General features: G+C 62.7%; 12 protein-coding genes. 5 read left to right on the forward strand and 7 right to left on the reverse strand.

All coding sequences use genetic code 11. The features are described from left to right. Positions 1–176 precede the first annotated feature (176 nt). The 4 genes from KF794_02280 to KF794_02295 all read left to right on the forward strand — a co-directional run bounded on the left by KF794_02280 (position 177) and on the right by KF794_02295 (position 4,047). Positions 177–1,898: a GGDEF domain-containing protein gene (locus KF794_02280; protein ID QYK45553.1), complete on the forward strand. Its 1,722-nt coding sequence runs from the start codon at positions 177–179 to the stop codon at positions 1,896–1,898. Positions 1,899–1,978: 80 nt separating this feature from the next. Further along, positions 1,979–2,542: a LemA family protein gene (locus tag KF794_02285; GenBank protein ID QYK45554.1), complete on the forward strand. Its 564-nt coding sequence runs from the start codon at positions 1,979–1,981 to the stop codon at positions 2,540–2,542. Positions 2,543–2,619: 77 nt separating this feature from the next. Continuing rightward, on the forward strand, positions 2,620–3,801 hold the full coding sequence (locus KF794_02290; GenBank protein QYK45555.1) for a M48 family metallopeptidase: 1,182 nt from the start codon (positions 2,620–2,622) through the stop codon (positions 3,799–3,801). A 93-nt stretch (positions 3,802–3,894) separates the two neighbouring features. Next, complete coding sequence (locus KF794_02295) at positions 3,895–4,047, forward strand: hypothetical protein (GenBank protein ID QYK45556.1); 153 nt, start codon at positions 3,895–3,897, stop codon at positions 4,045–4,047. Positions 4,048–4,049: 2 nt separating this feature from the next. Here the strand turns inward: KF794_02295 and KF794_02300 are convergent, their stop codons facing one another. The 4 genes from KF794_02300 to ppdK all read right to left on the reverse strand — a co-directional run bounded on the left by KF794_02300 (position 4,050) and on the right by ppdK (position 9,179). Next, entirely contained in the window at positions 4,050–5,195 is a 1,146-nt protein-coding gene (locus KF794_02300) for a cell wall hydrolase (GenBank protein ID QYK45557.1), read from the reverse strand. Between the two features lie 79 nt (positions 5,196–5,274). After that, positions 5,275–6,213: a 50S ribosome-binding GTPase gene (locus KF794_02305; protein ID QYK45558.1), complete on the reverse strand. Its 939-nt coding sequence runs from the start codon at positions 6,211–6,213 to the stop codon at positions 5,275–5,277. Positions 6,214–6,227: 14 nt separating this feature from the next. Next, complete coding sequence (locus KF794_02310; GenBank protein ID QYK45559.1) at positions 6,228–6,497, reverse strand: hypothetical protein; 270 nt, start codon at positions 6,495–6,497, stop codon at positions 6,228–6,230. A 3-nt stretch (positions 6,498–6,500) separates the two neighbouring features. Further along, a complete protein-coding gene (gene ppdK / locus KF794_02315; protein ID QYK45560.1) occupies positions 6,501–9,179 on the reverse strand; it encodes a pyruvate, phosphate dikinase in 2,679 nt (892 codons plus the stop codon). A 163-nt stretch (positions 9,180–9,342) separates the two neighbouring features. Here ppdK and KF794_02320 point away from each other — a divergent pair, with 163 nt between their 5' ends. Then, positions 9,343–9,513, forward strand: a complete 171-nt coding sequence (locus KF794_02320; GenBank protein ID QYK45561.1) for a hypothetical protein — start codon at positions 9,343–9,345, stop codon at positions 9,511–9,513. Between the two features lie 68 nt (positions 9,514–9,581). Here the strand turns inward: KF794_02320 and KF794_02325 are convergent, their stop codons facing one another. The 3 genes from KF794_02325 to KF794_02335 all read right to left on the reverse strand — a co-directional run bounded on the left by KF794_02325 (position 9,582) and on the right by KF794_02335 (position 13,909). Then, the gene (locus KF794_02325; GenBank protein ID QYK45562.1) at positions 9,582–9,719 is read right to left on the reverse strand and encodes a DUF3096 domain-containing protein; all 138 of its coding nucleotides are present in this window, start codon (positions 9,717–9,719) and stop codon (positions 9,582–9,584) included. 110 nt (positions 9,720–9,829) lie between these two features. Beyond that, positions 9,830–12,046, reverse strand: coding sequence for a glycine--tRNA ligase subunit beta (glyS, locus tag KF794_02330; GenBank protein ID QYK45563.1), 2,217 nt, complete (start codon positions 12,044–12,046; stop codon positions 9,830–9,832). 15 nt (positions 12,047–12,061) lie between these two features. Next, entirely contained in the window at positions 12,062–13,909 is a 1,848-nt protein-coding gene (locus KF794_02335) for an acyltransferase (protein ID QYK45564.1), read from the reverse strand. Positions 13,910–13,936 lie beyond the last annotated feature (27 nt).

A 13,936-nucleotide genomic window follows, 5' to 3' on the forward strand; every position in this document is an offset into this window, starting at 1 on the left:
GGCAGCCCCAATTCCTTTGCCGGCGATCACAAGGCTGCGAGGCAAAGGATCTGTTGCAGTTAACCGGGTCTTATCCAGACCGCCGGATTTCCGGGCCACCAGTAACCGCATACTACGGTTTCGGGGATAAAACCGGCCCCTTGCAGAGCGCAAAAAGCGCCGCACGGGGACGTCAATTGCTAAGGCGCATACGAAACCGGATCTGGGCCATCGAGGACCGTCTGACGGTCCGCGAACAGATCGCGGCTGCAACCGCCGGGCTATGTCTTGTCGTAGCTTTCGCGATTGCGTTCGGCGCCGCCTATGTCGGCCGGATCGAAGCGACGCGGCTCATCAACCGGGAAATGATCCAGATCGCGGAGATGACCTCCGATCGCCTGGACCGGTATTTTTACAGCGTCTTTCATCGCGTTTCTTCTTATACGTCGTTCGACGTAATTCGCAGCCATATCGACACTCCCGAAAAGCTCAACCCTATTTTTGACCGGCTCAACGCGAGTTTCCCCGATTTCAACTGGATCGCTTATGTATCCGCCGACGGCACCGTGCGCGCAGCATCCGATGGCGTGCGGGTTGGAGAGAGCGTTGTCGAGGAAGCGTGGTTTCTGCGCGGTCTGCAAGGCGCGGTTAGCGAAGACCGCCCGGATTTTGCCGCGCTTGAAGTTGCGACGCGTGGGAGCGGCGACGAACCGTTGCGTTTCGTGAAGTTCGCTTTCCCGGTTCGCAATGCGAACGGCGTCGCTGCGGGTGTTCTCGTCGTCAACGTGCATTGGCGCGAGCCGGAAGAGATTCGTGTCGCGATGCAACGCGCCGGAGAAGAGATCGTAATCGTGACACCATCCGGCGAGGTGGTGCTGGGACCGAAAGGTTTCCGCAATCACTATCCGCAGACAAAGGTCGCGGAGATGCAGAAGCGCAAGCACGGTGCGTTTCTAGAAGAAAATACCGGTAGGGAAATGCTCTCTGCCTACGCATTCATGGATGGTCACCGCGAATTTTCCGGTCTGGGCTGGGTCGTGATCGCGCGGCAGCCGGCTGCGGCTGCTTTCGCGCCGCTGCGCGAGACGTTCTGGACCATTGTAGGAATCGGCACCCTCGTCGCGGTGATCGGCATGATGGTCGCCGGCGTGATCGCGAACCGCATCTCCAGTCCACTTCGCGCGCTTGCTTTCGACGCCGACCGCATTGGCCGCGAGAGCGGTCCCGCGATGCTGCCGCGGCAGCGCGGCTCGTTCGAAGTCATTTATTTGTCAACTGCCTTGCGCTCGCTGCTACTGCGGCTCGGTTTCGTCGAGCGAATGACGCAGGAGGCCGAAGCAAAGGCCGCAGAGGATGCGAAGAAATTCGAGAGCGATCTCGCGAGCCTGCGCAAGCTCGCGGAAACAGATCCGCTCACGAACCTGCTCAACCGCCGCGCCTTCATAACTTCAGCGGACGATGCGATGCGCTACTTCCAGCGCTACAGCCGCCCGATTGCGATGCTGGTGGTGGACATCGACCATTTCAAGAACGTGAACGACAGCTACGGCCACGCCGGGGGCGACGCGGTGATCCGCAAGATCGGCGCACTGATCGCGCAGACCATCCGCGAAACCGACAAGGTGGCGCGTTTCGGCGGCGAGGAATTCGTTGTCCTGCTCCGCGAGGTCGACGAACACGGCGCTCACGAACTGGCCGAGCGCATCCGTATGATTGTCGCCGAGTCGGTGACGCCTTTCGACGGCCGCGAAATCGCGGTGACCATCAGCATCGGCTGCGCTGCGATCACCGCCCACGACCGCGATGTCGAAGAATTGATCGAGCGTGCCGACCGGGCGCTCTACGCGGCCAAATCGGCGGGCCGCAATTGCATCCGGCTGGCTCCGGCGCCTGCGCCGCGCCAGACGCGCGCCGCATAAGCTGCGGGTTCCCTCTCGCAAATCGACCACAAACACCCTAGAGTCTTGCCCACGGCAAAACCGCCGCCAGGGAGTTGTGCATGGCCACCGGTCTTTTGATGTTCTTGGGGATTATCGTCGTCCTCGTTCTTTATATCGTTTTCGTCTACAACGGCCTTGTCGCGCTCCGGCAGCGCGCCAATCAGGCATTCGCCGACGTAGACGTGCAGCTCAAGCAACGTCACGACCTGATCCCAAACCTCGTCGAGACGGTGAAGGGCTACGCCACCCACGAACGCGGGACGCTGGAGGCGGTAATTGCTGCGCGTAACGCCGCGATGGCAGCGCGCGGTCCCGGCCAGCAGGCGCAGGCGGAGAACATGCTGACCAAGGCCCTCGGCGGCCTGATCGCGTTGGCCGAGGCCTATCCGGACCTCAAGGCCAACACGAACTTCCAACAGTTGCAGACCGAGCTGGCCGACATCGAGAACAAGCTCGCTGCCGCCCGCCGCTTCTTCAACAACGCGGTCCAGGAATACAACACCGCGATCGAGCAGCTTCCGGCCGCGCTGTTTGCCGGTGCGCTCGGCTTCCGTCATCGCGAGTTCTTCGATGTGGGCGATGCGCGCCCGCAACTCGAAGTCGCTCCGAACGTGAAGTTCTGACCATAAGCAAAGCCGGTCCGGCGAAGGCGAATACGCTTTCGCCGGGCCGCATTTTGTAAGGGAAGGTCCGGGGTTCGATGGCCGCCTACGGTCTCTACACCCATATCCGCGGCAACCGCCTGCGCTCGACGGCACTGATCGTCGGCCTGTTCTTCCTCGTTTATCTGCTGACCTTCGCTGGCGCGATCCTGTTCGAGGCGTTCACCAACATGAACGCGCCGCTCGACTACATAATGTATCGCGCGTGGCGCGATCTGCTTCCCGCAGTTCCTTTCGCGACCGTAGGCACGGTAATCTGGCTACTGATCGGTTACAAATTCCATCAGAGCATCATCGACAGTCAGACCGGCGCGGTCGGCGTGACGCGGCAGGAGGAGCCGAAGCTCTACAATCTGCTCGAAAATCTCTGCATCTCGCGCGGCATCCCGATGCCGAAGCTCAAAATCACGGAAGACACGGCCCTCAACGCATACGCCACCGGCCTGAACCAGAAACAGTACACCATCGCGGTCACGCGCGGCCTGCTGGAGAAGCTGAACGACGACGAGATCGAAGCGGTACTCGCCCACGAACTGACCCACATCCGCAACGGCGACGTGAAGCTGCTCGTCACCGCCGTGGTGCTGGCCGGCATCATTTCCTTCATCGGCGAACTGACGTTCCGTTTCGTCTTCAATTCCGGAAGCTCCGGCCGCAGCACCTACCGCTCCGGTTCGTCGAGCGACAAGAAAGGCGGCGGCGCGGTAGCCGCGATTCTGATTGCGCTCGCCATCATTGCGGTCGCGTGGATATTTTCCATCGTGATCCGCTTTGCGCTCTCGCGCTCGCGCGAATATCTGGCGGATGCCGGCGCGGTCGAACTGACGAAAAATCCGGACGCCATGATCATGGCGCTGCGCAAGATCGAAAACCGCGGCGAATTGCAGAAAGCCACCTCCGCGATCATGGAGATGTGCTTCGACAATCCGTATTCGGGTTTCGCGGACCTGTTCTCGACGCATCCTTCCATCGACAAGCGCGTCGAAGCGCTGGTGCGCACGGCCGGCGGCCGCGATCCCGGCGTGATCGACATGCCCGAAAGCGAAGGCTCGCATACCGCGAGCGAGGAAGATTACGCGGCGCCCTCGCAGGAGCAGTTACCCGATCAAGGCGCGCAGCCGCAGCCGGGGCCGTGGGGAACGCCGCAGCCCGTGCCGCAACAGCCGCAGCCGCAGGCCGGATGGATACCCGGACCCGGCAAGCCCAATCCCTGGCGCTGATGGCGCGGGCAGGGTGTGCGGAACATTCCGCGCATCTGAAGGTTAAGGCTGTCAGATCACGAGGACGCGGCGAATTCGCCGTCTGCCGCCATCATGCAAACACCCTATCGCATCCATGAGACGCACTCCGCACCGCCGGAGTTCCCCGGCATCGCCGTATTGGCAATGCTTGGCATGGCGCTGGTGCTGGCGATCGCGCTGCTAGGCGCGGAGATTTCCCGCTTCGACGTGCTGGCGTCGCTATAACGTCAGTTCGCGTTTGCGACAGCCGGCGGCTCGTTCAGTTCCCACTGACGCGGATAGTAGAAGGTGTGCGCGCCGATCCGCGCCATCTTGCGCATGCTGCGCGCCCAGTACGGGCTGACGTAATAGGCGTGATAGTGCGTCGCCTTGCCCACATCCTCCAGATACAGCTTGCCGTCGAGCACTTCGTTCGCGATGCGCTCCGCGACCGCCCATGACGGCTTGTCGTTCACGATATCGGGGATACCGTCGCAGGCGAAGGTGAACTGGCACGAGAGATGGCGGTGCTTGTTCTGGTAGACGACGCCGCAGATGTCGTTCGGGTAGTAGCCGGAGAACGCGCGGTTCACGACCACTTGCGCCACCGCAATCTGGCCCTTTTCGGGTTCAGAGCGGGCTTCGAAGTAAATCGCATTCGCAAGACAGAGGTGCGCTTTTGCGCGGGCTGGGCCGTTCAGGCCGAGACGTTCTGCGGGCGTGCGCTTGCGGTTGATATTCTTTTCGGGCTGCTCGCCGTTCGCCGACAGGGAGGCTTCCTGAGCCGCCGCGGGCGGTACAGGTTGCTTGTGGCGGAAGGCGCCGGGAGGCAGCGCGGCGTCGTCTACATCGAAGAAAATGCGGCCGTCCATGCGAAACATGCCGTCGGGATTGGCTTGCGGCAGGTCGGTGGCGTGGGCGAGGTGGCCGGGCGCATCGGCGCGCGGTTCGTCCACGTCGAACAGGCGATTTGCCTGCGGCACATTCGGGTCGAGTTCAAGCGAGAGCGCGACGTCGTACAGCGGGAAGCTGAGCGGATTTTCTTCGCGGATGCCGATGCGGTTGGTCTTGTTGGTGCGGTCCACGTTAAGTGGATTGCGCTCCGGCGGGATCGAGCCGGTGATTTCCGGATCCGGGTTCAGCGCCGCGCGCACCGGCACTTCCGGGAGCGCAAACAGGTTCCGCTGCGGGAACGAGAAGGTCGCCGTACGCAGCGAAACCATGCCGCCTTCGCGCAGATGCGCGCGCGCGCGGTCGGCCACGCCGGGCGCCTGCGCGAACAGGCTGCCGATGTCCTGCCGGGCGACGTGGGTGCTGCCGAGAAGAAAAAAGGAAATGACGAGCGCAGGGCGCAAATATGGAACGCGGCGGGCGTTCGCTCGCTGGATACGCATGACACCTACGCAACGCTACAAAACAAACGGCTGACCGGCACGATGCCGCAAGCCGCCGGAATTTATCGCGTAGGTACGGTTACTTGCCGGTTAACGGAAACAGCCGCTTTCTAAGCTCTCCGGCCAGCCGCAGTTCGCGGGTAAAGGGACCGCCGGGCGAGGTCTGCACGGTTCCGGCGGCATCGAGGCCTTCGCTCCCGAAGCGCGCGCGGATTGCTTCCGCGACCCAGGCCGCTTCCTGCTCGTGGCGCTTTTTCGCGCGCCTTTGCTCCGCATCCAGAAACGCAAGGTGCCGTCCCATCGCTTCGTCGAGTGCATCGAGGCCGTCGCCGGTGCTGGCCGAGATCACCACGACCGGCGCGGTCCATTCGCCATGCGCGGAGAGGCCGAGCGCGCCCTCGACATCCGCGCGCGCACGGCGCGCAGCCGCTCCCATGTCGCCCTTGGTCACGGCGATCACGTCCGGTAATTCCATCACGCCGGCTTTCATGAATTGCAGGCTGTCGCCCGCGCCGGGCTGGATGCAGAGCAGCACCGTATCGGCAATGCTTGCGATGTCGGACTCCGACTGGCCGACGCCGACCGTCTCGACGATCACGATGTCATAGAGCGCGCGCATCAGCACGGCGGCGGCGATGGTCTCGTTGGAAATGCCGCCGAGCCGGTCGCGCGCGGCCATCGAGCGCACGAATACGCCCTTGTCATCCGGGTTCGTGGTCATGCGCGCGCGGTCGCCGAGCAGCGCGCCGCGTGTTGCTTTCGACGAAGGGTCGACGGCGATAATGGCAATCGTCCTGTCCGCCGTGCGCGCCCGCGAGATCATCGCGTTGATGAGCGTCGATTTGCCGACGCCCGGCGTGCCGGTGAGACCGATCACGTGCGCCTTGGGATGCGCGCAGGCTTCGTCGAGCAGCGCTGCGAGGGCTTGCGAATTCGCCTCGGTTTCGATCGCGGCGAGTGCGCGCGCGAGGGCCGCCTTGCCGCCACTGCGCAGCTCCTGAAGGGAAGGGACGCCCATCCGCCGCGTAGCTTCTAGCCGCCGGCGACCAGCGGAAGCGTGTAAGAAACGAAGAGATAAGCGGCGATGCCGAGCGCCAGCGCGATGAAGCGGATATTGAGCGGCATCGGGCCGGTCAGTTTGCCGGTAAACATGACGCCAAGTTCAAGCACGCCCATGCACGCGAAGATGGTGACGTAGGGCATGAAGTCGAAGGCGTTGAAGTGCGGCCAGATCTTCAGCACCACCGCGACGGTGACGCCGACTGCGATCATTCCGGCAAAAAACCAGGAAAAAACATTCATCGTTCAAGCCTCGCTGACGAAATCTTTGCCGAGCGCGGCCTGCGCCGCGGCAAGCCGCGCAATGGGTACGCGAAACGGCGAGCAGGAAACATAATCGAGTCCCGTTTCGTGGCAGAACGCGACGGAAGCCGGATCGCCGCCATGCTCGCCGCAGATGCCGAGCTTGATGTCCGGGCGCGATTTGCGTCCGCGCTCCACGCCGATCTTTACCAGTTCGCCGACGCCGCCGCGGTCGATGGAAACGAACGGGTCGATCGGGAGGATGCCCTTCGCCAGATAAGTGTTGAGGAAGATCGCTGCATCATCGCGCGAAATGCCGAACGCGGTCTGGGTCAGGTCGTTGGTGCCGAACGAGAAGAACTCGGCCGTCTCCGCGATTTCCTCCGCGCGCAGGCACGCCCGCGGCAACTCGATCATGGTGCCGACCTGATATTCGATCTTCGATTTGGTTTCCGCCATCACCGCTTCGGCCATCGCGTCGATGCGCGCCTTCACGATGTCGAACTCGGCTTTGGTGGTGATGAGCGGCACCATGACTTCCGGCACCACCGGCGCGCCGGTGGTTTTCGCCGCGTGGACCGCGGCTTCGAAAATCGCACGCGCCTGCATCTCCGCAATTTCGGGGAAGGCGATGGCGAGGCGGCAGCCGCGGAAACCGAGCATCGGGTTGAATTCGGAAAGCTCCGCCGCGCGCCCCGCCAGCTTCTTCGGATCGGTGCCGAGCGCCGCCGCGACTTCGCGGATTTCCGCGTCGCCGTGCGGCAGAAATTCATGCAGCGGCGGGTCGAGCAGGCGGATGGTGACCGGCAGGCCCTTCATGGTTTCGAACAGCGCGACGAAATCGCTGCGCTGCGCGGGCAGCAGTTTGTCCAGCGCCTTGCGGCGGCTCTTTTCGTCGTCGGCGAGGATCATCTCGCGCACCGCGAGGATGCGGTCCTCGTCGAAGAACATATGCTCGGTGCGGCACAGGCCGATGCCTTCCGCGCCGAAATTGCGCGCGGCGCGCGCGTCGTTCGGCGTATCGGCATTGGCGCGCACTTTCAGCACCCGCGCCTTGTCGGCCCATTCCATCAGCGTCGCGAATTCGCCGGTCAGTTCCGGCTCGATCATCGGCACCTTGCCGTTGAGCACCTGGCCCTGCGCGCCGTCGATGGTGATTACGTCGCCCGCCTTCAGCGTGACGGGACCGACCGTCATCGTCTTCGCGCCGTAGTCGATGCGGATCGAGCCTGCGCCGGAGACGCAGGGCTTGCCCATGCCGCGCGCGACCACGGCCGCGTGCGAGGTCATGCCGCCGCGCGTGGTGAGGATGCCTTCCGCCGCGTGCATGCCGTGAATGTCTTCCGGCGAGGTTTCGACGCGAACCAGAATGACCTTGCGGCCCGCGCCCTTCGCGGCTTCCGCTTCGTCCGCCGAGAAAACGATCTCGCCCGAAGCCGCGCCCGGCGAAGCGGGCAGGCCGGTCGCGATGATCTTGCGCTCGGCCTTCGGGTCGATGGTCGGGTGCAGCAACTGATCGAGCGCACCCGGCTCGACGCGGCACACCGCCTGTTCTTTCGTGATCACGCCCTCGTTCGCCATCTCGACCGCGATACGCAATGCCGCGCGCACGGTGCGCTTGCCGGAGCGAGTCTGGAGCATCCAGAGCTTGCCCTTCTCGACCGTGAACTCGATGTCCTGCATGTCGGCGTAATGCTTCTCTAGCGTGCGGTAGATTTTCTCAAGCTCCGCGAACGTCTTCGGCATCAGCGCTTCGAGCGAAGGCTTGTCGGAACCGGCCGCCTTGCGCGCATCTTCGGTGAGGTTCTGCGGCGTGCGGATGCCGGCCACCACGTCCTCGCCTTGCGCGTTGACGAGAAACTCGCCGTAAAACTCTTTCGCGCCGGTCGAAGGATTGCGGGTGAAGGCGACGCCGGTGGCGGAGTCTTCGCCCATGTTGCCGAACACCATCGCCTGCACGTTGACGGCGGTGCCCCACGATTCCGGAATGTTGTGCAGGCGGCGATAGGTGACCGCGCGCGCGTTCATCCACGAGCCGAACACCGCGCCGATCGCGCCCCAAAGCTGTTCGTGCGGGTCCTGCGGGAACGGCTTGCCCGTCTCCTCCTGCACGCGCACCTTGTAGCGCTTGACCATCTCGATCCAGTCGTCCGCTTCGAGATCGGTGTCGAGCGTGTAGCCCTTCTGGTCCTTGTAGTCTTCGAGGATGTCTTCGAAGTTGTGGTGGTCCACTTCGAGCACGACATTCGAATACATCTGGATGAAGCGGCGATACGAATCGTAGGCGAAGCGCCGGTCGTTCGCGGATTTCGCGAGCGCCTCGACCGTCTTGTCGTTGAGGCCGAGGTTCAGCACCGTGTCCATCATGCCGGGCATCGACGCGCGCGCGCCGGAGCGCACCGAGACCAGCAGCGGCGCGCTATCGCTGCCGAACTTGCGGCCGGTGATTTTCTCTACCGCGCCGAGCGCGGCTTCCACCTCGCCCTTCAGCGCGGGCGGGTAGGCGTTCTTGTTGGAGTAGTAATAAACGCAGGCTTCGGTCGTGATGGTGAAACCGGGCGGAACGGGCAGCCCGATGTTCGACATCTCGGCGAGGTTCGCGCCCTTGCCGCCGAGTAGCTCCTTCATGCCGCTTTTACCCTCGGCCTTGCCGTCGCCGAATCCGTAAACCCATTTCGTCATGAGGAATTACCAGAAGCTATTTTGCGGTGCGGGAAGGCTTAGCGCTTCGCACCACATGCCGCAACAGGCACGCCGAGGCGCATGCGTGCGTCATGACGCGCATGCCCGACTCGGCGCATATTTGGCTTGGCCCCGGACGGGACCGCATAAACATGGGGTTCTTATGAACTTAAGCGCACCGACCATGCCGGTTTTTATCGTCTCGGTGATTCTCGCTGTGCTGGCGCTCGCCAGTTATTTTGTTTTCATTCCGGTCGTGACGCCGAATGCATACTGGTTCGCGCTCCGCGCCTATGTCGTGCTTTTCGTCGGCAACGTCGCCAAGGGCTTGTAAGGCCTGCGCACGGAATTAAGCGGGCGGCCGTGGGGCCGCCCGTTTTGCTTTCAGGTCTGGGAAATGAGTTAGCGGAGCAGGCCCGTGATTCCGATCACGATCAGGTAGATCGCGACGATGAAATTCAGCAGCCGCGGCATGATGAGAATGAGGATGCCCGCTACCAGCGCGATGATCGGCTGGAGCTGGATCAGATTGATGGTCATGGATTGCGCCTCCGAACGGCCCGTGCTCACGGGCCACCGGAGTGCATAACGCGCGAAGCGAGGAGAAGTTTCGTTTTCCCTCTCCCCGCAAATAGGGAAAGGGATTTGGTTCAGCCCTCGATCCGCGAGAAATCCGCGACGTTGCGGGTGGCTTCGCGGATGCGGTTCAGCAGCCGGAGCCGGTTTTCGCGGACCGCCTTGTCGTCGGCGTTCACGATCACCTTGTCGAAGAACGCATCCACCGGCGCACGCAGCTTCGCCATCGCGCGCATCGCGGCTTCGAAGTCTTCTTTCTTCAGTGCGGCTTCGATTTCCGGCGCGGAAGTTCTGATCGCTTCCGCAAGCGCTTTTTCTTCCGGCGCAGTCAGCTTTGCGGCATCCGGTTCGCCGGAATAGGTGGTTTTGTCTTTCTTCTCCTCGATCGCGAGGATGTTCGCCGCGCGCTTGTATCCGGCGAGCAGGTTCTTGCCGTCCTCGGTGTCGAGGAATTTGCCGAGCGCTTCCACGCGGCGGACGATGAGCAGGAGATCATCCTGTCCTTCGAGTGCGAACACCGCGTCTACGAGGTCATGCCGCGCGCCGGAGTCGCGCAGATACACTTTCAGGCGGTCGGCGAAGAAGGAGAGGAGGTCATCACATACTTTTCGCGCAGTGACTTGTTCTTCGTCCTTTAACTCAAGCCCTCGCTCTCTTATGTATGCGCCCCATTCTTTCTGTATATTGGTGACGTTAATACGAGAGGACATCTCTGCTAAGAGTTCTCTATTTGCTACAGCTTCCTTTCTAATTCTTGTGAGTGTGTAAGGAAGCAGAGCGTTTAGTAAGTTCGGCCAAATCCGAATACGCAATGAGTTTTCTAGTATAAGTCTAATCACACCGAGCGCCGCACGTCGCAATGCATAGGGGTCTTTAGAGCCCGTCGGCTTCTCGTCGATGGCCCAGAAGCCAACGAGCGTGTCGATCTTGTCCGCCAGTGCGACCGCAACGGAAACCGGCGCTGTCGGCACGCGGTCGGCCGGGCCTTGCGGCTTGTAGTGGTCTTCGCTGGCAGCCGCGATTTCCGGGTCGATGCCTTCGGCAAGCGCGTAATACTTGCCCATCAGGCCCTGCACTTCGGGAAACTCGCCTACGACTTCGGTGAGCAAATCCGCTTTCGCAAGGCGCGCAGCTTTCTCGGCCTTCGCCGGATCGGCCTTCACGACTGGCGCAAGCTCCTTTGCAAGCCGCGCGATGCGCTCGATGCGTTCCGCCTGCGTGCCGAGCTTTTCGTGGAAGGTGATCTGCGCGAATTTCGGCAGCCGTGCTTCCAGCTTCGTCTTGCGGTCGGTGTCCCAGAAGAACTTGGCGTCGGAGAGCCGCGCGCGGATCACGCGCGCATTGCCGGCCTTGATCGCTTCGCCGCCGTCGGTGGCTTCGAGATTCGAGGTCAGCACGAACTTATTGGCGAGCTTGCCGGTCTTCGGATCGCGCAGAACGAAACATTTCTGGTTCGCGCGAATGGTGGCGCGGATCACTTCCGGCGGAATGTCGAGAAACTCTTTCTCGAATTCGCCGATCAATACCACCGGCCATTCCACCAGTCCGGCGACTTCCTCCAGCAGTCCTTCGTCCTCGACCAGTTCAAGCCCCTGTGCGAGCGCGAGGTCCTTCGCGTCGGCGAGGATGATGGCCTTGCGGCGGTCGGCATCGAGCACGACCTTCGCCTGTTCCAGTTTCGCTGCGTAATCGTCGAAGCGCTTCACGGAGATTTCGCCGGAAGACAGCACGCGATGCCCGCGCGTGGTATTGCCGGACTTCACGCCTTCGATGTCGAAATGCACGACTTCGGGTTCTTCCGTTTCCGGCCCGAAGGTGCAGACGATGGAGTGGAGCGGGCGCACCCAGGTCAACGAACCCGAACCCCAGCGCATCGACTTCGGCCACGGGAAACCGCGCACGATCTGCGGCACCAGCTCCGCGATCACGTCCTGTGTAGCGCGGCCCTTGCGCTCGGTGACGGCGATGTAGAAATCGCCTTTCTTGTCGTTCTGGATTTTTGCTTCCGAGATCGACTTCAGGCCCGCGGCTTTCAAGAATCCCTGGATTGCGCCGTCCGGCGCGCCGACGCGCGGGCCTTTCTTTTCTTCCTTCAGGTCCGGTTGCTTCGCCGGCAAATCCTGCACGGTGAGCGCGAGGCGGCGCGGCGTGACGAATGCTTTCGCGCCCGCATAGGTAAGGCCGCCGTTCACCAGCGCATCGGTGACGAGTTTTTTCAGGTTCTCCGAAGCCGTGCGCTGCATGCGCGCGGGAATTTCCTCGGAGAACAGTTCGAGCAGAAGATCGGGCATATAGGATCCGTGATTCTATTTCGTCGAGGTGGTGCCGCGATCGGTACGGCTCATGACCCACCAGAAATCGTTCCGGAAGTTGTAATAGAGCCAATCCGCGCCATACGGAACCGTTATGTGGTTCTCGTCGGCCATGAGCGCCGCGCCGTTGGTATAGGGGCGGCAAAGCCGCGCATCGCAGAACAGGCCGACCGGCTCGGCGTAGCGCACGTTCGGGTTTCCGGCCGTGGCGCGCAGCAGCCGGGCTACCGCCGCCTGCCGTTCCGCGTCCACCTTCGCGCGCGGCACAGCGCAGCGATCCATGGGATAGCCGAAGCGCTCGGCGCGCATCAGGCAGTTCACCCCCTTCCACGGATATTCCGGCACCGGGCCGATGATGAGGACTCGCCGCCCGTCCGCGGCGAGAGCGGGGAGATATTTTTCGAGCTGATCCAGATGATGCAGACCGGCCGCGCGCAATGTGGACCAGCGGAATACGACAACCGCGAAGTCTTCCTTCGTTTCGGCGAGCGTTTTGCGCGGCACCAATGCGATGCCGTATCTTGCAGTCTCTCTCGTCATCACGGCAAGGAAGCGGTCGGAATGGGAGTCGCCGACCAGCGCACCGCGCAGGCCGTTCGAAGCGCCGCATAACTCCTGCGGACAGGCGCTCTGTGCGACCAGATCGTCGCTGGACGTTGCAACCAGCGGATTCTCTCTCGCCTTTACATAGGCGTAGCGCGCAGCACCGCCGGTAAGCGCCGCGAGCGCGATGCAGGCAGCGACGCCGGTCGCGAATACACGCGCGCCTATTCTGCGAAGATCGCTCCGCTCGCGCCAACGCCGCGCGGGCAATTCGACAAGCCGATAGCTGAACCATGCGAACAGCAGCGCAAGTGCGGCCATCGCGATATCGCGCGCCAGCCACGCCTCGCCGAATTGCGCGATGCGCGCGAACGAGATCAGCGGCCAGTGCCACAGATACCAGCTGTAGGAGAGCAAACCGATCCAGACCAGCGGCGCGGGTGAGAGCAGCCGCGCGGGCAGTGAGTCCGGATGCGTGCGGCCTGCATAGATCGCAAGCGCGGTGCCGATCACGGGGATTACCGCGAGATAACTCGGATACGCCACGCCGTCGCGCAGCAAGACGATGGAGAGAAAAACGAGTGCGATCCCGGCGATGCCCGCCAGTGTCGCGGTAGTCTTTTGTCGCGCCGTGATGGCGGCGCCGAGAAAACCGAGCATTCCGCCTGCGGCGAATTCCCACGCACGCCAGTGCGTCAGATAGAATGCGTAATTCCGCTCGCCGCCGGAATAGCGGATGCTTCCTGCAAGGCTTGCGATGAAAACCAGCGCACCCGCCGCCGCGAGCACCTTGTACGGATTTGCCTTCATGCGCTTCGCCAGCACGAAGCAAAGCATCAGAAGCAGCGGCACGACGAGATAGAACTGCTCCTCGACCGAGAGCGACCATGTGTGCAGCAGCGGCTTCTCGTAGGCGTCGATGTCGAAATAGCCCTGCTTCGACAGGAAATAGATGTTGGAAACCGAGAGCGCGGCCGCGGCGGCGGAAGCGCCGTACCACTGCCATTCGTACGGCGACACCAGCAGGATCGCGGCGACCGGCAGCGTCACCGCGATCATGACGAGCAGCGGCGGCAGCAGCCGGATCGTGCGCCGCGCGTAGAATTGCGCGAACGAAAATTTTCCGGCCGCAAGTTCGGCGACGATATGATTGATGATCAGGTAGCCGGAGATGACGAAGAAGACGTCCACGCCAACGAAGCCGCCGCTGAAGCCCGGTACGCCTGCGTGATAGCCGACCACGGCGATGATCGCGATGGCGCGCAGTCCGTCGATATAGGCAACGCGGTTGTCCGCCATCGGTTATGCCGGAAGTTGTCCCGGCGA

The organism is Xanthobacteraceae bacterium (assembly GCA_019454205.1).
Classification (GTDB): Bacteria; Pseudomonadota; Alphaproteobacteria; order Rhizobiales; family Xanthobacteraceae.